The sequence below is a fragment of the Pseudomonas orientalis genome, from assembly GCF_002934065.1.
Taxonomy (GTDB): domain Bacteria; phylum Pseudomonadota; class Gammaproteobacteria; order Pseudomonadales; family Pseudomonadaceae; genus Aquipseudomonas; species Aquipseudomonas orientalis_A.
Genome location: NZ_CP018049.1, coordinates 4321183 through 4341446, shown reverse-complemented (window position 1 = coordinate 4341446; position 20264 = coordinate 4321183). Strand labels below are relative to the sequence as shown.

Genomic DNA, 20264 nt, shown 5'->3' with positions numbered 1-20264 from the left:
GGCAAGCCCGGCTCCTACATTTGATCTTTGGTATTTTCAGAATGGGGGCCGCTTAAGTGAGTCACTGATCGAACTGCTGCCTGGCAATAATGGTTGCACGCTCAGGGGTGAATTCGATGTTGTCATCAGGCATTTGCAGCATGTCGGCAATATTTGCAGCACCCGCTTCGTTTACTTCTTCCTGATTACTTTGCTGGAGTATGGCGTTGTCTTCGTTCATGCATCAGTCTCGATTGAAAAAGTCGCCTTCAAACTTAACGCCTGTCGCTTGTCGTAGCAATAAACAACAAAGCCCCGACAGTTTTCGCTGAGCGGGGCTTTGTTGTGTTCGAGGACTTACTGCTCTTCAGCCTTCTTGTCCCCGTGGGACAAGCTGTACACATACGCCGCCAGCAAGTGCACCTTGTCATTGCCCTGCAGTTGCTCCTGCGCCGGCATCTGGCCCTGGCGACCGTAGCGGATGGTCTGCTGCAACTGGGCGAAGCTTGAGCCGTAGATGAACGCACCCGGGTGCGTCAGGTCCGGTGCGCCCATGGCGGGGGTGCCTTTACCCGCCGGGCCGTGGCAGGCCACGCAGTTGGCGGCGAAGAGTTTCTCGCCGTTGGCCACGTCGGCCTTGGCGCCTTCCGGCAGTTTGCGGCCGTCGAGGTTGGTCACCACGAACGCCGCTACGTCCGCCACGCCTTGTTCGCCGATCACTTCAGCCCAGCCTGGCATGACCGCGTGGCGGCCTTGCATGATGGTCTGCTTGATGGTTGCCGGGTCGCCGCCCCAGCGCCAGTCGGCGTCGGTGAGGTTGGGGAAACCGTAGGCGCCCTTGGCGTCGGAACCGTGGCACACCGAGCAGTTGGAGGCGAACAGCCGACCGCCCATCTTCAGGGCTTGCGGGTCCTTGGCGACCTCTTCAATCGGCATTGAGGCAAATTTGGCGAAAATCGGCCCGAACCTGGCCTCCGACCTGGCCATTTCCTTTTCCCACTCGTGCACGCCGGTCCAGCCGGTCTGGCCGTTGGCGAATGGGGTTTGCTTGTCGTTGTCGAGGTAGTTGTAGCCCGGCAGCAGGCCTTTCCAGTTGCCCAGGCCGGGGTACAGCGCTAGATAACCCAGGGCGAAGATGATGGTGCCGACAAACAGCATGAACCACCATTTGGGCAGCGGGTTGTCGTATTCCTCGATACCGTCGAACGAGTGGCCGACGGTCTCGTCCGTCTGCTCGGCGCGCTGGCCCTTGCGGGTCGACAGCAGCAGCCAGGTCAGGGCGAAGATGGTACCCAGACTGAGGACTGTGACGTACAGGCTCCAGAACGTAGTCATTCTTTGTTACTCCTAGACGCTTGCTCGACGTGCTTGATGGCTTCGGGATCATCTGCAAAGGGCAGCATGGTCGCGTCGTCGAATTCCGATTTGCGCCGGGGGCTGAACACCCACAGCGCCAGGCCGATAAAGGCCACCATCACCACAACGGTGCCCAGGCCACGAATCATGCCGATATCCATGCCGGTCACCGTTTGCTTTTGATGAGGGTGCCAAGGCCTTGCAGGTAGGCCACCAATGCGTCCATTTCGGTCTTGCCTTTTACGGCTGCGGCCGCACCGGCGATGTCTTCGTCGGTGTAGGGCACGCCCAGGGTGCGCAAGACTTCCATCTTCTTCGCGGTGTCCTTGCCGTCGAGCTTGTTTTCCACCAGGAACGGGTACGCCGGCATTTTCGACTCAGGCACTACGTTGCGCGGGTTGTACAGGTGCGCACGCTGCCAGTCATCGGAGTAACGCCCGCCGACACGGGCCAGGTCCGGGCCGGTGCGCTTGGAGCCCCACAGGAATGGGTGGTCCCACACGCTTTCACCGGCCACCGAGTAGTGGCCGTAGCGTTCGGTTTCGGCGCGGAACGGGCGGATCATCTGCGAGTGGCAGCCCACGCAGCCGTTGGCGATGTAGACGTCGCGGCCTTCCAGTTCGAGGGCGGTGCGCGGCTTCATGCCTTCGACCGGCTTGTTGGTCACGTCCTGGAAAAACAGCGGGACGATCTGGGTCAGGCCACCGATGCTCACGGCGATGACCATGAAGAAGGCCAGCAGGCCGATATTCTTCTCGACGACTTCATGCTTCATCAGTGGGCTCCCACAACGGCGATCTTGGCGGCGGCTTCAGCTTGCGCCGGGTCGGAGGCGCGTACGGTGCGCCAGACGTTGTAGGCCATGAACAGCATGCCGGCGGCAAAGAACGCACCGCCCAGGGCGCGGACGATATAGCCCGGGTGGCTGGCTTGCAGCGCTTCGACGAAGGAATACGTGAGGGTGCCGTCATCATTGATCGCACGCCACATCAGGCCCTGGGTGATGCCGTTGACCCACATCGAGGCGATGTAGAGCACGGTGCCGATGGTGGCCAGCCAGAAGTGCGTGTTGATCAGCCCGACGCTGTGCATCTGCGCGCGGCCGAACAGCTTGGGGATCATGTGGTACAGCGCGCCGATGGAGATCATTGCCACCCAACCCAGGGCCCCGGCGTGTACGTGGCCGATGGTCCAGTCGGTGTAGTGGGACAGCGAGTTGACGGTCTTGATCGCCATCATCGGCCCTTCGAAGGTCGACATGCCGTAGAACGCCAGGGACACCACCAGAAAACGCAGGATCGGGTCGGTGCGCAGCTTATGCCAGGCGCCCGAGAGGGTCATCATGCCGTTGATCATGCCGCCCCAGCTTGGCGCCAGCAGGATGATCGACATCGCCATGCCCAGGGACTGTGCCCAGTCCGGCAACGCGGTGTAGTGCAGGTGGTGCGGACCTGCCCAGATATACAGGGTGATCAGCGCCCAGAAGTGCACGATGGACAGGCGATACGAGTAGATGGGGCGTTCGGCCTGTTTCGGCACGAAGTAATACATCATTCCAAGGAACCCGGTGGTCAGGAAAAAGCCGACGGCGTTATGCCCGTACCACCACTGGATCATCGCATCCGTCGCGCCGGAGTAGGCCGAGTAGGACTTGAACAGGCTCACCGGCAAGGACGCGTGGTTGACGATATGCAGCATCGCCGTGACCAGGATGAACGCCCCGTAGAACCAGTTGCCGACATAGATGTGCTTGGTCTTGCGCTTGACGATGGTGCCGAAGAACACCACGGCATAGGTCACCCACACGATGGCGAGCAAAATGGCGATCGGCCATTCCAGCTCGGCGTATTCCTTGGTCGTGGTGTAGCCCAGAGGCAGGCTGATGATGGCGCCGACGATGACTGCCTGCCAGCCCCAGAAGGTGAAGGCGGCGAGGCCATCGGAGATCAAGCGCGTCTGGCAGGTGCGCTGCACGACGTAATAGGAGGTGGCAAACAATGCACAGCCACCGAAGGCGAAGATCACCAGGTTGGTGTGCAGCGGGCGCAGGCGGCCGAAGGTCGTCCAGGGCAGGTCGAAATTCAATTGCGGCCAGACCAGTTGCGAGGCGATGAACACGCCGAGCCCCATGCCAAGAATTCCCCAGACCACCGTCATGATGGCGAACTGGCGAACCACCTTATAGTTATAAGCAGTCGGACTGATTGCTGTGCTCATTCTAAGGTTCCACGGTTTAAGTATTTTTATAGGTAAAATCGGCCGCAAGTATGTAGAAAGCGAGGGGCCATTGCAACGCAATGACTGACCTGTATCAAGGCGTTCCACGCCAGATTCTGCGCACTTTCCCTGTTTTGTGTAAGGACAAAGTCATAAATCCAAAGCTGATCAAGTGGACAGGAATTTTCGAGGGCGCAACGGATACCGTCGCGTACGCCAGGATTGGCCCACTGCAGGAACAAGCGTAGACCCGAAAGCGAGGAGGGGACAGTTGGGTTTTGGTGGGGTGTGACACTTGGTCGCGAATGTTGCGACACGGTAGGAGCGAGCTTGCTCGCGAAAAACGTAAAGGCAACGCGATAGACCAGACTGACCGCGTTATCGTTGACGTTCTTCGCGAGCAAGCTCGCTCCTACAGGTGCTAGTGGGTCAGGCTATACACATAGGCCGCCAGCAGATGCACCTTGTCATTGCCTTGCAGTACGTCCTGCGCCGGCATCTGGCCCTGACGGCCATGGCGGATGGTCTGCTGCAATTGCGCCAGGCTGGTGCCGTAGATAAAGCCGCCTGGCTCGGTCAGGTTTGGCGCGCCCATGGCTTCCACACCATGCCCTTGTGGGCCGTGGCAGGCGACGCACGTGGTGCTGAATGCGGCTTGGCCGGCGGCCAAATCGGCGTTGTTGTCCGCCGGCAAGGGCAACTTGGCCAGGTCGTGACGCACATAGGCGGCGACATTTTTCACCCCATCCTCGCCCAGCACTTCGCCCCAGGCCGGCATCGCCGCGTGGCGACCGTTCATGATGGTGGCCTTGATCGCTTCGGCCGAACCGCCCCAGCGCCAGTTGTTGTCCGCAAGATTCGGGAAGCCATACGCGCCCTTGGCATCCGAGCCGTGGCACACCGCGCAGTTGGACGCGAACAGGCGACCGCCCATCTTCAAGGCTTGCGGGTCTTTGGCGACTTCTTCCACGGGCATGGCCGCGAATTTGGCGAATATCGGCCCGAACTTGGTGTCGGCCCTGGCCATTTCCTTGTCCCACTCCTTGGCCGACGTCCAGCCGTCTTCATAGCCCGGCAGTACGCCTTTCCAGTTGCCCAGGCCCGGGTAGAGAATCAGGTAGCCGACGGCAAATATCAGGGTGCCGACGAACAACATGAACCACCACTGGGGCAGCGGGTTGTCGTATTCCTCGATTCCATCGAAGGCGTGGCCCATGGTCTGGTCGACGCTGCCTTTGGTTTCGCCCTTGCGGGTGCCGATCAGCAGCCAGGTCAGGCCAATCAGGCTGCCGAGGGTCAGTACGCAGATCCATGTACTCCAAAACAGGGTCATGGCTGGTCGCTCCTTGTTGCAGGCTCTTCTTGAGCATTGTGTGGAGAAGGCTCATCGGCGAACGGCAGCAGGCGCGCCTGCTCGAACTCCGCGTTGCGCCGGTTGTTGAACACCCACAGCGACAGGCCGATAAAGGCGATGGCCACCACCAGCGTGCCGAGGCCGCGGATAGTGCCCGCATCGAATTCAAATCCCATGGCTCACCTCTTGCTCTTGATGGCAGTGCCGAGCACTTGCAGGTAGGAAACCAGCGCGTCCATCTCGGTCTTGCCCTTGAGGCTGGCGACCGCGCCTTTGATGTCGTCGTCGGTGTAGGGCACGCCGAGGGTGCGCATCACGTTCAACTTGGTCTCGGTGTGGCTGCTGTCGACGGCGGCGGTGACCAGCCACGGATAAGCCGGCATTTTCGACTCCGGCACCACGTTGCGCGGGTTGTACAGGTGCGCGCGGTGCCAGTCGTCCGAGTAGCGCGCGCCGACGCGGGCCAGGTCCGGACCGGTGCGTTTGGAGCCCCACAGGAAGGGGTGATCCCACACGCTTTCACCGGCCACCGAATAGTGACCGTAGCGCTCGGTCTCGGCGCGGAACGGGCGGATCATCTGCGAGTGACACTGCACACAACCTTCGCGGATGTAGATGTCGCGGCCTTCCAATTGCAACGCGGTGTAGGGCTTCATGCCTTCGACCGGCTTGTTGGTCACGTCCTGGAAGAACAGCGGGACAATCTGGGTCAGGCCACCGATGCTCACGGCGAGCACCATCAGCAGCATCAACAGGCCGACGTTCTTTTCAATCGTTTCGTGTTTCATCACAGACTCCTCAGGCCAGCTGCGCGACAGGGACGGCTTCGACAGGCTGCACCGAGCGCACGGTGCGCCAGGTGTTGTAAGCCATCAGCAGCATGCCGCTGAGGAACACCGCGCCGCCCACCAGTCGCACGATGAAGCCAGGGTGACTGGCCACCAGGGTTTCGACGAAGGAGTAGGTCAAGGTGCCGTCTTCGTTGACCGCACGCCACATCAGGCCCTGGGCGATGCCGTTGACCCACATCGAGGCGATGTAGAGCACGGTGCCGATGGTGGCCAGCCAGAAATGCGCGTTGATCAGGCCGAGGCTGTACATCTGCTCGCGACCGAAAACTTTCGGGATCATGTGGTACAGCGCGCCGATGGAAATCATCGCCACCCAACCCAGTGCCCCCGCGTGTACGTGGCCGATGGTCCAGTCGGTGTAGTGGGAGAGGGCGTTGACGGTCTTGATCGCCATCATCGGGCCTTCGAAGGTCGACATGCCGTAGAACGCCAGGGACACCACGAGAAAGCGCAGGATCGGGTCGCTGCGCAACTTATGCCAGGCGCCGGACAGCGTCATCATGCCGTTGATCATGCCGCCCCAACTCGGGGCCAGCAGCACCAGCGACATCACCATGCCCAGCGACTGTGCCCAATCCGGCAGCGCGGTGTAGTGCAGGTGGTGGGGGCCGGCCCAGATATACAGGGTGATCAGCGCCCAGAAGTGCACGATGGACAAGCGATAGGAATACACCGGGCGTTCGGCCTGCTTGGGCACGAAGTAGTACATCATCCCGAGAAAGCCTGCGGTGAGGAAAAAGCCCACAGCGTTATGGCCGTACCACCACTGCACCATGGCGTCCGTCGCACCGCCGTACAGCGAGTAGGACTTGGTCAGGCTGACCGGGATTTCCAGGTTGTTGACGATATGCAGAATGGCCACGGTGATGATGAACGCGCCAAAAAACCAGTTACCGACGTAGATATGCTTGGTGTTGCGCTTCATGATCGTGCCGAAGAACACGATGGCATAGGCGACCCAGACGATGGTGATCAGGATGTCGATCGGCCATTCCAGCTCGGCGTATTCCTTGGAGCTGGTGTAGCCCAGCGGCAGGCTGATCGCAGCCAACAGGATGACAAGCTGCCAGCCCCAGAAGCAGAACGCGGCGATTTTCGGCGCGAACAGCGTTGTCTGGCAGGTGCGCTGCACCGAGTAGAAGGAGCTGGCGAACAGCGCGCAGCCGCCGAAGGCGAAGATCACTGCGTTGGTGTGCAGCGGGCGCAGGCGACCGAAGCTGGTCCAGGGCAAATCGAAGTTGAGCGCAGGCCAGACCAATTGGGCCGCGAGAAAAACCCCGAGCCCCATGCCGACGATGCCCCACACCACCGTCATAATGGCGAATTGGCGGACCACCTTGTAGTTATAGGCGGTACTTAAAGTAGTGTTCATGGTTCCCCATCCACGGTTCAACCCAAGCAGATGCGGCACTTGGGCTGGAGTTATAGGCAGACTAAAAAGCGAGGCAAGCATGGGCAAAGAGCACAAGGCCAGTATTGACGGGGATCAATGGGCGCACTGTGTGCGCGAACGCGGCTGGCTGTGGGATGCCGCCACGGGCATCCCATCGGGCCAGCCCGTCACCTTGATCCTGGCCCACGGCGCCGGTGCGCCGATGGACTCGGCATTCATGAACCACATGGCTGCGCGCCTTGCCGGGCATGGTGTGAACGTGGTGCGCTTCGAGTTTCCCTACATGGCCCAACGTCGATTGGACGGCGGCAAGCGCCCGCCGAATCCGGCGCCGAAACTGTTGGAATGCTGGCGTGAGGTGTATGCGCAGGTGCGACGTCATGTCGCTGGGAAACTGGCGATTGGCGGTAAATCCATGGGCGGGCGCATGGCCAGTTTATTGGCCGATGAACTGGGCGCCGCCGGGTTGGTGTGCCTGGGGTATCCGTTCTATGCGGTGGGCAAGCCGGAGAAACCCAGGGTCGAGCATTTGGCTGCGCTTACGACGTCGACGCTGATTGTGCAGGGCGAGCGGGATGCGCTGGGTAATCGGGCGGCGGTGGAGGGGTATGCGTTGTCGCCGAGCATCGAGGTGATGTGGTTGGTGGCGGGGGATCATGACTTGAAGCCGCTGAAGGCGTCGGGATTTACCCATGAGCAGCATCTGGACGCGGCGGCGGTGCGCGTGGCTGAGTTTCTGGGTGCCTGTTAGGGACCTATCGGGGGCACGCCCCCTCCCACATTCGACCGAGTTCCAACTTTGGAATGTGGTCAACATGTGGGAGGGGGCTTGCCCCCGATAGCGATTTACCGGTTAAAACGCTCTACCAGCGAATACTGGGTATTGGCGGTATGCGTCAGCTCTTCACTCAACTGCGCCGAGTTCATCGCCTGTTCCGAGGTCTGGTCCGCCAACAGCGCAATCGTGCTGATATTGCGGCTGATCTCTTCAGCAACCGCGCTTTGCTCTTCGGTCGCAGCGGCGATCTGAGTGGTCATGTCGGTAATATTGGCCACCGCCTCACTGATGCCCACCAGCGCCTGATCCGCTTCCATCACCCGTGCCACACCTTCTTCGGCCTGGCGATGCCCGGCGTCCATGGTTTGCACGGCAGCGCTGGCGGTGTGCTGCAGCTTGGCGATCAGGGCATGGATCTGCCCGGTCGACTCGGTGGTGCGTTGCGCCAACTGGCGCACTTCATCAGCCACCACCGCAAACCCACGGCCCATCTCGCCGGCACGCGCCGCTTCGATGGCGGCGTTCAACGCCAGCAGGTTGGTCTGGTCGGCGATACCTTTGATCACATCCACCACACCGCCGATTTCGTCGCTGTCCTTGGCCAGTTGCGTGACGGTCACGCCCGTCTCGCCCACGGCCACCGACAGGCGCTGGATCGCCTCGCGGGTTTCCCCGGCAATATCGCGGCCACGGCCGGTCAGGCGATTGGCTTCCTGGGTGGCGTCCGCCGTGCGCTGCACATGGCTGGCGACTTCCTGGGTGGTCGCCGCCATCTGGTTGACCGCCGCGGCCACCTGCTCAGTCTCAACGCGTTGGCGCTCCAGGCCGCTGGAGCTGTTGTGCGCCAGGGTGTTGGATTGCGCAGCCTGGTCGTTGAGGTGTTCGGCGGTGTCCTGCAGGCGGGTAAGGCAGGTCTTCAGACGCGCCTCCTGGCTGAGGATCGACATCTCCAGGCGCGCCTGGGCGCCACGGCTGTCGGTGTACATTTGCGCGATCAGCGGGTCGGAGGTGGTCTGCTCGGCCAGGCGCAGCAAACGCTTGAGGCCGCGCTGCTGCCAGCTCAGGCCGAGCAGACCCAATGGCACCGACAACCCTGCCGCCAGGGCAAAGCCCCACTGGGAGGTGAGGGTGGCACCGATCATGAAGCTCAACTGGCTGACCAGGATAAACGGCAGCCAGTCCTGCAGTACCGGCAGCCACTTGTCCCGCTGGGGAACGGCCGACTTGCCCTGGTTGATGCGTTGATAGAGCGCTTCGGCCCGGCGGATCTGCTCGGCGGTGGGCTTGATGCGCACCGATTCGTAGCCGATCACCTGGTTGCCGTCGAAAATCGGTGTCACATAGGCGTTAACCCAGTAGTGGTCACCGGTCTTGCAGCGATTCTTGACAATGCCCATCCATGGCAAGCCTTGTTTGAGCGTCGACCACATGTGTGCGAACACCGCCGCCGGAACATCCGGGTGACGCACCAGGTTGTGCGGGGCACGGATCAGTTCGTCGCGGGTGAACCCACTGATTTCGACAAAGGCGTCGTTGCAGTAGGTGATCACACCCTTGGCGTCTGTGGTGGAGATCAACCGTTGCTGAGCGGGGAAGGTACGTTCGCGCTGGGTAACGGGTTGGTTATTACGCATGATTGTTCAATCCGCAAGGCTTTCACGGGTTATCGGCCATGCAGGGCGTTTATTTAACTTATTTTTGCAACAATCCTGCGAACGGCGTTGCCCCTGTAGAAGCGAGCTTGCTCGCGAAACACTCAAGGGCAACGCGTTCATCCAGGATGCCCGCGTTAGCGTTGAAGTCCTTCGCGAGCAAGCTCGCTCCTACAGTAAGGCAGGTTTAGCCGGCGAGCATCGGGTAGGTGAACAACCCGAAGTGCAGCAGATTCAAGCCAAAATGCGTGGCAATCGCCGCGCCCAAACCACCAAAGCGATAGGCCAGGCCGTAACCCACGCCGGCAATACTCGCCAGCAGCATCCACTGCCAACCCGCAGCAAAATGCACCAGGCCGAATAACAGCGAGGCCAGCAGCAGCGCGAGGTTCTCGCCGTAGGGCAGGTGTTTGAAGCGCCGACTTAGGCCGCCCTGGATATACCCGCGAAACAGCGCTTCTTCGACCAGCGTCACCAACAGCAGATTATTCAACACCCACAGCCACGCCTCGTCCGGCCATTTCGGCGCCCAACTGATCATCCCTAGCAGCGCTGCACCACCCAGGGCGGCGATGGCGGCCAGGGTCAGGGCCACGGCCGTGACGCAGATCGACAGGCGCAATGAACGCCGCGCCACGATCCATGGGCAGGCCAGCAATAACCAGAAGCCGATCAGGGGTTTGTCCTGGTTCAGGTACATCGAGAACGGCACGGCGTCCGGAGTGAAGCGCTGGGGCGCAATGCCGCGGCCATTATGGAAACCCGGCAGCCAATGCATCGCCAGGCCCAGGGCCAGGACGATAAACAAGCCGTGGCCCAGGTAGCGTGCCCAAGGGTTGCGTTGCTGGCGTACGGCATACCCGGCCACCAGCAACAGCGCCACTGAGACCGCCGCCAGCACGCCCAGTTGGCCGTAGCTCAAGGCCAGGACATAGCCAATGGAAAGCAGCGTGAGGTACAGCCAGGGCAGAGCAATCATGTGAAGTCCTTCGAAAAAAACGGCCGGCATTATAGCGAGCGGTCCGGCTCGACGGAATGAAAACGCCTCCATGGCCTGAAGTATCCGGGAGCCGCGCGTGCATTCAGGCTGCTCGTGGCTCGCGCCTACTTTTGTGTGGCCGCAGCACCAGCCACAGCGCCCCTGCAATCAGCACCCCACCGTACAGGTGAGCCATGGACAGCGGCTCATCCAGCCACAGCGCGCCCCACAACACGCCGAACGGCGGGATCATGAAGGTCACGGTCATCGACTTGACCGGACCGATGGATGACAGCAGGCGAAAGTACAGAATGTAGGCAAAGGCCGTACACACCAGGCCCAACCCCAGCAACGACATCCACACCTGCCACCCACCCCAGCTCACCGGTGGCTGGCTGATAGCGCTGTAGGCAAACAACGGCAGCAAGAACAATGTGGCGCCGAGCATGCTGCCCAAGGCCGACAGGCGGCTGTCCAAACCGCCGCGTTGATCCAGCCAGCGCCGTGCCAGAAAACCGGCAAAGCCATAGCAGGTGGTCGCCAGTAGGCACGCCATCGCGCCCATCAACAATTCCATGTCAAATGCCACCGGCCCCGCACGTGTGAGCACGGCTACGCCAAACAGCCCCAAGGCTACACCCGCGATTTTCGACGGTGTCAGGCGTTCACTGAAGAACAGCCCGCCAATCAGCACGCCCATCAAGGGGGTGGTGGCGTTGAAGATCGCTGAATAACCCGCCGGCAATACCTGGGCCGCCACCGAGTACATGGTTGCCGGAATTCCGGAGTTGATCACGCCCAACAGCAGGACGGTCTTGAACTTGCCCTGGAAATCCCAGCTCACGCGCATCAGTGCAAGAATCACCAACAAGCCGGCGGCAGCGATCGATACGCGGAAAAACGCGGTCGGCACGGTGCCGATTTCCGGCGCGATGATGCGCATGAACAGGAAACTCGCACCCCAGATGGCGGCCAGTCCCAGCAAGTAGAGGGTGTCGACAGGTTTCACGGAAAACTCCTACGCAATCAGGCGGGGGAGTGTTGCCCAGCGTCCCGGTCGACACAATCGCTAAGTAGCGTCGCCGATGAAAAATCGGCCTTCTCCTGCCTCGCTTCACTGGCTAAGCTCAGGGCTTCCCGCAACCCGTTCGAGGTTTTCCGCATGTCGCAGCCCGCCCTTGCTATCGCCCGGATGATCCTCGACGGTTTCGACGACTACCGTGAGCACTTTCGCCAAATTACCGATGGCGCGCGCGAACGCTTCGAAAAAGCCCAGTGGCAGCAAGGGCAGGCCGCTTCGGCGGCGCGCATCAACCTCTACGAAGATAAGGTGGGGGAGGTCACGGCGCGTCTGCGCGCCGCTTTCGATGCGGGCACGTTGCAGGACATCGACCTGTGGCCCCTGGTGAAAAGTGCCTACATCGGCCTGATCGACCTGCGCTTTGACGATGAGCTGTCCGAAACCTGGTACAACTCGGTGTTCTGCGGCCTGTTCAGTCATGACCTGATCAGCGACGGCTGCATGTTCATTCATACCACGCGGCCCAGCCAGCAGCGGGCGCGGGCTGCGCAAACCCGCACCTACACGCCTGCGGGCAAGATGGCGGACATGCTCGCGCAGATTTTCGCGGACTACCGCTTCAGTGAGCCCTACGCCGACTTGCCTGCCGACCTGCGACGCCTGGAAGCGCAACTGCGGGAAAACCTGCCGGACTGGGTGTGCAAAGACCCGGACCTGAACGTCGAGCTGTTTTCCTCGGTGCTCTACCGCAATAAAGGCGCCTACCTCGTCGGACGTATCTACACCCGCGACGAACAGTGGCCGTTGGTGATCCCGTTGCTGCACCGCGAAGAACGGGGAATCCAGATCGATGCGTTGATCACTGATGAAGCCGACGTGTCGATCATCTTCTCCTTCACCCGGTCGTACTTCATGGTCGATGTGCCGGTACCTGCGGAGTTCATCGGCTTTCTCAAACGCATCCTGCCCGGCAAGCACATTGCCGAGCTATACACCTCCATCGGTTTTTATAAACACGGCAAGTCGGAGTTCTATCGCGCCCTGATCAACCACCTGGCTACCACCGATGACCAGTTCATCATGGCCCCGGGTGTGCGCGGCATGGTCATGAGCGTGTTCACCCTGCCGGGCTTCAACACCGTGTTCAAGATCATCAAGGACCGTTTCTCACCGTCGAAAAACGTCAACCGCGCCACGGTGATCGAGAAGTACCGGCTGGTCAAAAGCGTCGACCGGGTAGGGCGCATGGCCGATACCCAGGAGTTCGCCGACTTCCGCTTTCCCTTGAGCAAGTTCGAGCCCGAGTGCCTGGCCGAGTTGCTGGAAGTCGCCGCCGGCACGGTCCAGGTAGACGGCGACACAGTGCTCATTCGCCACTGCTGGACCGAACGGCGCATGACCCCGCTCAACCTCTACCTCGACAACGCCAACCCCGCCCAGGTGCGCGAAGCCCTGGAGGACTATGGCCTGGCGATCAAGCAGTTGGCGGCGGCGAATATCTTCCCTGGCGATATGCTGCTCAAGAACTTCGGCGTCACCCGTCACGGCCGTGTGGTGTTCTACGACTACGATGAAATCTGTTTTCTCACCGAAGCCAACTTCCGCCACATTCCCACGCCGCGCACTCCCGAGGATGAAATGGCATCGGAACCCTGGTACTCCATCGGTCCGCTGGATGTGTTCCCCGAAGAGTTTCCACCGTTCCTGTTCGCCGACGCCGGCCAGCGCAGGTTGTTCGATGAGTTGCATGGCGAGTTGTACAACGCCGATTACTGGAAGGGCCTGCAGGAGGCCATTCGGGTTGGGAAGGTGATTGATGTGTTTCCATATCGGCGCAAGTGGGAAGGCATGTCTTGAGTCACCGGGTCTGCGCGATTGAGCCAGCGCTACGGCGTGGCCCAAACAGTCCGCATGGGAGACTGATTTTTTTTGCCCATTCGACAAGGCGGATAAGGCCGTGCGGCCCCATTTGATTGACCGTCTCAAGGCCGCACGACGTCTGCGCCAACCTGTTCCTCTTCAATCGATCCAGGCGGGCCTGGGTGTATCAGGCATTTTCTCTATCGCGTTATTGATGTGAAGCGGTCATGCCATGAAGGGCCAGATTGTTAGCCAGATCTGTATAGATATTGCGCAAGTCGGTGTTCAGTTCAGCCACCAGCGCTCGCTGTTTATTGCTTTCTTTAAGTTGACTGATAGCCGCCTGCTTGACGTGCATGCTGGTATTGGAATGAACCAGTGACTTGAACTGCGCGCGCTCCTGGGCACTGTCAGCTTGTTCCGTGCGGGGCACTGCGTTCAGTTGTACAAAGCCCTTTTCGATGACGGCCAGTTCCAGTTTGATTCGGCGGTTGTTTGGCGCAGTCAGCAGCAGCGCGGGGTTCATGCCCTCGATCGAGCTGCCATCAAGATTGCCGTTGCGCCAGGCATCGCGCAAATTCACCAAGGCGCCCCGTGCGGCATCGACTGCCTGGGACGAGAGTTTATCCCCCAGGCCGTTGCGCTGTGCGGTATCGACGGTGCGGTCCAGTCGGTGGAGTGTCAGTTCCACCGATGCCAGTTGCTTGTGCCGCTCGAGATTCTGCTCCAGGCGTTTGCGCTCCGGAACCAGGCCGATGGAGGATTTGAACTGGCTGCTGCCTTTCAAACGGCCCGTCGCCCATGCATTGCGATAATCGGTCATGGCGTTGCGTTGTTTGAGAAAGAGGTCTTCCTCGGCGTGAGAGAGGGGGAGCGGCTGTTGCTGGATGTGGCTATCCAGCAGCGCAATCTCTTTGTCCAGGACGTTGATATGTTTGACCGCCTGTTCCAGGCCGTGCCCACTCAACTGCTTGCTCAGTGGTGCAGGCTGCAGGACGGCAACCGTTATCGGGTCCAGCTCGCAGGGCGGTGGCGGGGCGGCGGTGGCCCACGCTGCGCGTCGATCCAGCAGGGCAGTGCGTTGCTCCACGCGAGCTGCCAGTTGCGCGTAGCGTTGCTGGAGGACTTGCAGGCTTGTCCTGTCATCTGGTTGCACGGCGAAATGGCTGCGGCTTTGCTGGTCGAAGGTTGCAAGCGCGTCATTAATCCTTGAAATATGCATCCAGGCTTGAAGCTGATGGCCTCTGTCCTGCGGTGCACTCTCCGGCATGGGACTGACAGGGCTGAACAACGTCTGTTCAAGCCGCCGGGCGTTGTCGAGTATGTGTCGGTGCCCTTGCCCTACCAGGCTGTTGACCACCGCTTCATGGATAGCGCGGGTCTGCTGGAACAGCTGGCCCACGGTGGAACCAAGTGGGTTGGAGGGAAATACTTCTGGTCTGGTCATAATGGCATCTGCGCTACGGTTGAGTGGTAGTGGGCCTCAAATGTCTGCGTTCTTCAGTTCTTCAGCCAATCTGTAGACCTGTGCCAGGATTGGAGATGCGCTCAGCGGGTCGGGCAGGTAAACGTCTCGGTATTCGGCTTGCGCAATATTCCACAGGTTGTCTATCGCTGCTTTCAGGTCGTTCTCCTTCAATGCTCGCGGAACAGTGAGGCACTGGCCGGCCAATTGAGTGACCAGCTGCGATGACCCAGCGAAAGCGCCGTTGGCCCAGGAATTTTTGAGGCTACCTATCTTGCGCCAGAGATTCCCGACGGTTTCCAGATCAATCGATGTTCCCTGCTCCTGGCCATGGCTCATCAACAATACGCCCAGTTGTTCAGCCCGCTCGAGCAGGCGGTCGAGGCGGTGCACATGTTTGACTGCCTGGGACAGCGCCCTTCCTGACAAATGGGGAGAAAACTGTGTTGCATCCTGATGGGTGGAGGTGTTGGCTGTGTCTTGCTCGTCGTTTGCGTCACGTGCGGGTTGAGGGCTGATGCTGTTCGTCGCCTGCCAGTAGCTGGGCGGGAGCGATGCAGGTCGTTGTGATTCGAGCTGCCTGACCGAGTCCGGGTGCGTATCTTCGGCGTACATTTGCAGCGTGTTGAAATAGGCCTGAGCACTGCGAGCACGCTGTTCCAGGGCGGGGTCCTGCTCCTCCGTATAAGCGGGGACCGTATGCAATGTCCATGTCGTCGGGAAAGTGGGCGATTCCGCAATGGGTGTGGGCATCAGGTTTTTCCTTGGCGAGCAGCGGAGAGTGGGAGTGCAGGTGTTGTCGCAGTAAAGCGCGCCGGACTGTGGCCAAGCCATATGAAGAGCTCTGATAGCCCTGTATGAAGAGTCTGATGAGGGGGTGGGGTGGGGCGTGCTCGTCGGGCTCAGAATAGCCTGCTGCACGCCTAGGAAACTGCCTTGTTACGGTGATGAAAGAGCCTGGTTCGTTCACAAGGTCAGAAATCTGCGACAATTGCCGCCTTACGATCATGTCACCGCAGGCTCACCTGCCTCACTATAAAGACCTTTGCGTACCTGATGACTGACCAAGCCCCCACCCTCGACCAACTGCTCGACACCCTCGATCACGCCATGCTCGCCGACCGCCACCGTTTGCGCCGGCAGTTGCTTGAGCTGCGCAAAAAGCCCGACGAGCAAAAGCTGGCGCAGTGGGTGGCGCGCATGCAGGCATCCTGCGCCCAGGTCACGGCGCGGCGTGCGAGCCTGCCGGTGATTCGCTACGACGACAGCCTGCCGATTGCGGCCAAGCGTGACGAGATCAAGGCGGCGCTGAACAAGCATCAGGTGCTGATCATTGCCGGCGAGACCGGCTCGGGTAAAACCACCCAGTTGCCGAAGATCTGCCTGGAAATCGGCCGTGGCCAATACGGCCTGATCGGCCATACCCAGCCACGCCGGATCGCCGCGCGCAGCGTTGCCAGCCGTGTCGCCGAAGAACTGGCCACCCCGCTCGGCGCGTTGGTCGGCTATCAGGTGCGCTTCGAGGACCAGAGCGATTCCAATACGCTGATCAAGCTGATGACTGACGGTATCCTGCTGGCGGAAACCCAGAACGACCGGTACCTGGAACGCTATGACACGATCATCGTCGACGAAGCCCACGAGCGCAGCCTGAACATCGACTTTCTGCTCGGTTACCTCAAGACGCTGTTGCCGCGCCGGCCCGACCTGAAAGTCATCATCACCTCGGCCACCATCGACCTGGAGCGTTTCTCCAAACACTTCGACGACGCGCCGATTGTCGAGGTCTCGGGCCGCACGTTCCCGGTCGACACCTGGTACCGCCCGCTGACCCTGGAACAGGACGAGGAGGGCAACCGCGTCGAGGACGACCTCACCGTCGACCAGGCGATCCTCGCCACCCTCGATGAAATCGCCGCCTATGAACGCAGCGCACGGCGCAGCCCTGGCGATGTGCTGGTGTTCCTGCCCGGCGAACGCGAGATTCGCGACGCCGCCGAGATGCTGCGCAAGGCCCAGCTCAAGCACACAGAGATCCTGCCGTTGTATGCGCGCCTGTCACCGGCCGAGCAACAGCGTATTTTCCAATCGCACCCGGGCCGCCGCGTGGTACTGGCGACCAACGTCGCGGAAACCTCGTTGACCGTGCCGGGCATTCGTTATGTGATCGACAGCGGCACCGCGCGCATCAGCCGCTACAGCTACCGCGCCAAGGTGCAGCGCCTGCCGATCGAGGCGATCTCCCAGGCCAGTGCCAACCAGCGTAAAGGCCGTTGCGGCCGGGTCGAGCCGGGCATCTGCATTCGGTTGTACAGCGAAGAAGACTTTATCGGGCGCCCGGAATTTACCGACCCGGAAATCCTGCGCACCAACCTCGCCGCTGTGATCCTGCAGATGCTGCACCTGCGCCTGGGCGAAATCACCGACTTCCCGTTTATCGAACCGCCGGATGGCAAGGCCATCAGCGACGGTTTCAACCTGCTGCAGGAGCTGTCGGCGGTGGACCGCAACAGCCAGCTCACGCCGTTGGGCCGCCAGCTGGCGCGCCTGCCGGTGGACCCGCGCATGGGCCGCATGCTGCTCGAAGCCGCCAAGCTGGGCAGCTTGCAGGAAGTGCTGATCGTGGCCAGCGCCATGTCGATCCAGGACCCGCGCGAGCGTCCGCCGGAGCGCCAGCAGGCCGCCGACCAGGCCCATGCGCAGTGGAAAGACGCGGATTCGGACTTCGCCGGGCTGGTCAATCTGTGGCGCGGCTTTGAAGAACAGCGCCAGGCACTGACCGCCAGCCCGCTGCGCAACTGGTGTCGAAAGAACTTCCTCAACTACCTGCGCCTGCGCGAATGGCGCGACTCCCATCGCCAGTTGAGTTTGATCTGCCGCGACATGCAGTTGACGATCAACAAGGAACCGGCCGATTTCCCGAAATTGCACAAGGCGGTGCTGTCCGGCTTGCTCAGCCAGATCGGCCAGAAGACCGAGGACGGCGACTACCTGGGCGCACGTCAGCGGCGCTTCTGGATTCATCCCTCCTCGGGTATCGGCAAGAAACGCCCGCAGTGGCTGATGACCGCCGAACTGGTGGAAACCACCAAGCTGTATGCGCGCATGGTGGCCAAGATCGACGCCGACTGGATCGAACCGCTGGCCGGGCACTTGATCAAGAAAAACCATTTCGAACCGCATTGGGAGAAAAAGCGCGGCCAGGTGGTGGCGTTTGAACAGATCACCTTGTTCGGGCTGATCGTGGTCGGACGCCGGCCGGTGCATTACGGGCCGATCGATCCGGTGGTGTCGCGCGAGCTGTTTATACGCGAAGGGCTGGTGCGTGGGGAAATCCAGTCGCGAGCCAAGTGCCTTGCGGCCAACCAACAACTGCTGGAGCAGCTCGACGAACTGGAAGCCAAGGCGCGCCGACGCGACATCCTGGCCGACGAAGAAACCCTCTACGCCTTCTACGATGCGCGCCTGCCGGCAGAGATCCATCAGACGGCGACCTTCGACAGCTGGTACAAGGTCAACAGCCAGAAAGACCCGCAACTGCTGATCATGCGCGAGGAAGACGTGCTGGCCCGCGAAGCCAGTGAAGTCACCGCCGCGCATTACCCTGACACCTTGCACCTGGGCGACCTGGCCCTGGCCTTGAGTTACCACTTCGAGCCCAACCACCCGCGTGACGGCGTCACTCTGCGCGTGCCTGCGCCATTGCTGCCGGCATTGCCCGCCGAGCGCCTGGAATGGCTGGTGCCGGGGGTGATCGAAGCCAAGTGCATCGCTCTGGTGCGCAACTTGCCCAAGGCGCTGCGCAAAAACTTCGTGCCGGTGCCGGACTTCGTTAAGGCGGCGCTGCAGCGCATCGAGTTTGGCCAGGGTTCTCTGCCCCAGGCGCTCGGCCGCGAACTGCTGCGCATGACCGGTGCTCGGGTCAGCGACGAAGCCTGGGCCGAGGCGGCGCAACAGGTGGAAAACCACCTGAAGATGAACCTGGAAGTGGTCGACGGCCAGGGCAAGTTCCTTGGCGAAGGCCGTGATTTGGCAGAGCTGACGGCGCGTTTCGCCGAGGCCAGCCAGGCGGCACTGGCGGTTCCGCAAACGGCGAAAAGCCAGCAGCCGGTGGAGGCCAAGGTGTTTGCGGCGGTCGCTGAGAAGACCCAGCAGAACATCGCCGGCCTGTCGATGACGGTATACCCGGCGCTGGTGGAAGAAAACGGCACGGTCAAGGAAGGGCGTTTCTCCACGGCCGCCGAGGCCGAATTCCAGCACCGCCGTGCCTTGCAGCGTCTGTTGATGCAGCAACTGGCGGAACCGGCGAAATTCCTGCGCGGCAAATTGCCGGGGCTGACAGAGTTGGGCCTGATGTACCGCGAACTGGGGCGCATCGATGCGCTGGTGGAAGATATCCTGCTCGCCAGTCTTGATACTTGCGTACTGGAAGGCGAAGCCACTTTACCGCGCGATGGTGCCGGGCTGGCCGCGCTGGCCGAGCGCAAGCGTGGCGGCTGGACCGAACACGCCGAGCGTCTGGCGCGCCTGACCCTGGACGTGTTGAAACTCTGGCATGGCCTGCAAAAGCGCTTCAAGGGCAAGATCGACCTGGCCCAGGCGGTGGCTTTGAACGATATCAAGCAGCAACTGAGTCATCTGGTGTACCCAGGGTTTGTGCGCGAGACCCCGGCGCAGTGGTTCAAGGAACTGCCGCGTTACCTCAGGGCCATCGAGCTGCGCCTGGAAAAACTGCCGAGCCAGGTGCAGAAGGACCGTGTGTGGAGCACCGAACTGAGCGGCCTGTGGACGCAATACCAGAACCGCCTGAACAAACACACCCAGGAAGGCAAGCGCGACCCGCAGTTGGAGCTCTATCGCTGGTGGCTGGAGGAATATCGAGTGTCGTTGTTTGGCCAGCAATTGGGCACCAAGGTGCCGATTTCCGATAAGCGTCTGAGCAAGCAATGGAGCCAGGTAGAGCCCTGAAATATCCCCGGTTTCCAGCACTGAGCAGGGTCAAATGTGGGAGGGGGCTTGCCCCCGATGACTGAGTGTCAGCCACTGATGCCTTGACTGATAAACCGCCATCGGGGGCAAGCCCCCTCCCACATTGTGAGCTGTGTGCAGCCGGACTATCGAGGAAATTTCCGACAAGGATCTGGGTCCAGTACCGCAGCAAGCAACTGGTAACACGGTCCCACTGTGGGAGGGGGCTTGCCCCCGATGACTGAGTGTCAGCCACTGATGCCTTGACTGATACGCCGCCATCGGGGCAAGCCCCCTCCCACATTGTGAGCTGTGTGCAGCCGGACTATCGAGGACATTTCCGACAAGGATCTGGGTCCAGTACCGCAGCAAGCAACTGGTAACACGGTCC

17 protein-coding genes are annotated in these 20264 nt (G+C 61.1%); 3 read left to right on the top strand and 14 right to left on the bottom strand.

Features of this window, described 5'->3' with window-relative positions:
• Nucleotides 1-61: 61 nt before the first annotated feature.
• The 9 genes from BOP93_RS27500 to ccoN (BOP93_RS19405) form a co-directional block, all read right to left on the bottom strand.
• Complete coding sequence (locus tag BOP93_RS27500; RefSeq protein WP_157943533.1) at nt 62-220, bottom strand: hypothetical protein; 159 nt, start codon at nt 218-220, stop codon at nt 62-64.
• Nucleotides 221-336: 116 nt separating this feature from the next.
• Nucleotides 337-1314 (bottom strand): cytochrome-c oxidase, cbb3-type subunit III, encoded by a 978-nt coding sequence (gene ccoP, locus BOP93_RS19445; RefSeq protein ID WP_104504319.1) that lies wholly within the window; start codon nt 1312-1314, stop codon nt 337-339.
• Nucleotides 1311-1496, bottom strand: coding sequence for a CcoQ/FixQ family Cbb3-type cytochrome c oxidase assembly chaperone (locus BOP93_RS19440; protein WP_003193169.1), 186 nt, complete (start codon nt 1494-1496; stop codon nt 1311-1313). The genes ccoP (BOP93_RS19445) and BOP93_RS19440 overlap by 4 nt, the downstream gene beginning before the upstream one ends.
• Nucleotides 1497-1501: 5 nt before the next feature.
• A complete protein-coding gene (ccoO, locus tag BOP93_RS19435) occupies nt 1502-2110 on the bottom strand; it encodes a cytochrome-c oxidase, cbb3-type subunit II (protein ID WP_025854274.1) in 609 nt (202 codons plus the stop codon).
• Entirely contained in the window at nt 2110-3552 is a 1443-nt protein-coding gene (gene ccoN, locus BOP93_RS19430) for a cytochrome-c oxidase, cbb3-type subunit I (protein WP_065887893.1), read from the bottom strand. The genes ccoO (BOP93_RS19435) and ccoN (BOP93_RS19430) overlap by 1 nt, the downstream gene beginning before the upstream one ends.
• A gap of 421 nt (nt 3553-3973) precedes the next feature.
• Nucleotides 3974-4885 carry a cytochrome-c oxidase, cbb3-type subunit III gene (gene ccoP / locus BOP93_RS19420; RefSeq protein ID WP_104504317.1) on the bottom strand — a complete coding sequence of 304 codons (912 nt, stop codon included), beginning with the start codon at nt 4883-4885 and terminating at the stop codon, nt 3974-3976.
• The gene (locus tag BOP93_RS19415) at nt 4882-5082 is read right to left on the bottom strand and encodes a cbb3-type cytochrome oxidase subunit 3 (RefSeq protein WP_104504316.1); all 201 of its coding nucleotides are present in this window, start codon (nt 5080-5082) and stop codon (nt 4882-4884) included. The genes ccoP (BOP93_RS19420) and BOP93_RS19415 overlap by 4 nt, the downstream gene beginning before the upstream one ends.
• Before the next feature lie 3 nt (nt 5083-5085).
• Nucleotides 5086-5694: a cytochrome-c oxidase, cbb3-type subunit II gene (gene ccoO / locus BOP93_RS19410; RefSeq protein ID WP_104504315.1), complete on the bottom strand. Its 609-nt coding sequence runs from the start codon at nt 5692-5694 to the stop codon at nt 5086-5088.
• 10 nt (nt 5695-5704) lie between these two features.
• On the bottom strand, nt 5705-7129 hold the full coding sequence (ccoN, locus tag BOP93_RS19405; RefSeq protein ID WP_104504314.1) for a cytochrome-c oxidase, cbb3-type subunit I: 1425 nt from the start codon (nt 7127-7129) through the stop codon (nt 5705-5707).
• A 79-nt stretch (nt 7130-7208) separates the two neighbouring features.
• On the opposite strand from ccoN (BOP93_RS19405), the gene BOP93_RS19400 reads away from it, so the two are divergent.
• Nucleotides 7209-7901, top strand: coding sequence for an alpha/beta family hydrolase (locus BOP93_RS19400; protein WP_104504313.1), 693 nt, complete (start codon nt 7209-7211; stop codon nt 7899-7901).
• A gap of 95 nt (nt 7902-7996) precedes the next feature.
• Here BOP93_RS19400 and BOP93_RS19395 read toward each other — a convergent pair whose 3' ends face one another.
• The 3 genes from BOP93_RS19395 to BOP93_RS19385 form a co-directional block, all read right to left on the bottom strand.
• Nucleotides 7997-9562 (bottom strand): methyl-accepting chemotaxis protein, encoded by a 1566-nt coding sequence (locus BOP93_RS19395; protein WP_104504312.1) that lies wholly within the window; start codon nt 9560-9562, stop codon nt 7997-7999.
• A gap of 205 nt (nt 9563-9767) precedes the next feature.
• Complete coding sequence (locus tag BOP93_RS19390; protein ID WP_104504311.1) at nt 9768-10559, bottom strand: CPBP family intramembrane glutamic endopeptidase; 792 nt, start codon at nt 10557-10559, stop codon at nt 9768-9770.
• Nucleotides 10560-10662: 103 nt separating this feature from the next.
• Nucleotides 10663-11568: a DMT family transporter gene (locus BOP93_RS19385; protein WP_104504310.1), complete on the bottom strand. Its 906-nt coding sequence runs from the start codon at nt 11566-11568 to the stop codon at nt 10663-10665.
• Between the two features lie 153 nt (nt 11569-11721).
• Between BOP93_RS19385 and aceK the strand changes: the two genes are divergently transcribed.
• Nucleotides 11722-13437, top strand: coding sequence for a bifunctional isocitrate dehydrogenase kinase/phosphatase (gene aceK / locus BOP93_RS19380; RefSeq protein ID WP_104504309.1), 1716 nt, complete (start codon nt 11722-11724; stop codon nt 13435-13437).
• Nucleotides 13438-13648: 211 nt separating this feature from the next.
• Here the strand turns inward: aceK and BOP93_RS19375 are convergent, their stop codons facing one another.
• The gene (locus tag BOP93_RS19375; RefSeq protein WP_157943532.1) at nt 13649-14731 is read right to left on the bottom strand and encodes a hypothetical protein; all 1083 of its coding nucleotides are present in this window, start codon (nt 14729-14731) and stop codon (nt 13649-13651) included.
• Between the two features lie 192 nt (nt 14732-14923).
• Nucleotides 14924-15658 carry a hypothetical protein gene (locus BOP93_RS19365; RefSeq protein WP_104504304.1) on the bottom strand — a complete coding sequence of 245 codons (735 nt, stop codon included), beginning with the start codon at nt 15656-15658 and terminating at the stop codon, nt 14924-14926.
• Nucleotides 15659-15961: 303 nt separating this feature from the next.
• On the opposite strand from BOP93_RS19365, the gene hrpA reads away from it, so the two are divergent.
• Nucleotides 15962-19873: an ATP-dependent RNA helicase HrpA gene (gene hrpA, locus BOP93_RS19360; RefSeq protein ID WP_104504302.1), complete on the top strand. Its 3912-nt coding sequence runs from the start codon at nt 15962-15964 to the stop codon at nt 19871-19873.
• The last annotated feature ends 391 nt before the right edge of the window (nt 19874-20264 follow it).

Bases quoted from the DNA above. Each gene is read 5' to 3' on its own strand.
- ccoN (WP_104504314.1), bottom strand. From the start codon at position 7,129: ATGAACACTACTTTAAGTACCGCCTATAACTACAAGGTGGTCCGCCAA.
- BOP93_RS19395 (WP_104504312.1), bottom strand. From the start codon at position 9,562: ATGCGTAATAACCAACCCGTTACCCAGCGCGAACGTACCTTCCCCGCT.
- aceK (WP_104504309.1), top strand. From the start codon at position 11,722: ATGTCGCAGCCCGCCCTTGCTATCGCCCGGATGATCCTCGACGGTTTC.
- BOP93_RS19365 (WP_104504304.1), bottom strand. From the start codon at position 15,658: ATGCCCACACCCATTGCGGAATCGCCCACTTTCCCGACGACATGGACA.
- BOP93_RS19390 (WP_104504311.1), bottom strand. From the start codon at position 10,559: ATGATTGCTCTGCCCTGGCTGTACCTCACGCTGCTTTCCATTGGCTAT.
- BOP93_RS19400 (WP_104504313.1), top strand. From the start codon at position 7,209: ATGGGCAAAGAGCACAAGGCCAGTATTGACGGGGATCAATGGGCGCAC.
- BOP93_RS19440 (WP_003193169.1), bottom strand. From the start codon at position 1,496: ATGGATATCGGCATGATTCGTGGCCTGGGCACCGTTGTGGTGATGGTG.
- hrpA (WP_104504302.1), top strand. From the start codon at position 15,962: ATGACTGACCAAGCCCCCACCCTCGACCAACTGCTCGACACCCTCGAT.
- ccoP (WP_104504317.1), bottom strand. From the start codon at position 4,885: ATGACCCTGTTTTGGAGTACATGGATCTGCGTACTGACCCTCGGCAGC.
- BOP93_RS19415 (WP_104504316.1), bottom strand. From the start codon at position 5,082: ATGGGATTTGAATTCGATGCGGGCACTATCCGCGGCCTCGGCACGCTG.
- ccoP (WP_104504319.1), bottom strand. From the start codon at position 1,314: ATGACTACGTTCTGGAGCCTGTACGTCACAGTCCTCAGTCTGGGTACC.
- ccoO (WP_025854274.1), bottom strand. From the start codon at position 2,110: ATGAAGCATGAAGTCGTCGAGAAGAATATCGGCCTGCTGGCCTTCTTC.
- ccoO (WP_104504315.1), bottom strand. From the start codon at position 5,694: ATGAAACACGAAACGATTGAAAAGAACGTCGGCCTGTTGATGCTGCTG.
- BOP93_RS27500 (WP_157943533.1), bottom strand. From the start codon at position 220: ATGAACGAAGACAACGCCATACTCCAGCAAAGTAATCAGGAAGAAGTA.
- ccoN (WP_065887893.1), bottom strand. From the start codon at position 3,552: ATGAGCACAGCAATCAGTCCGACTGCTTATAACTATAAGGTGGTTCGC.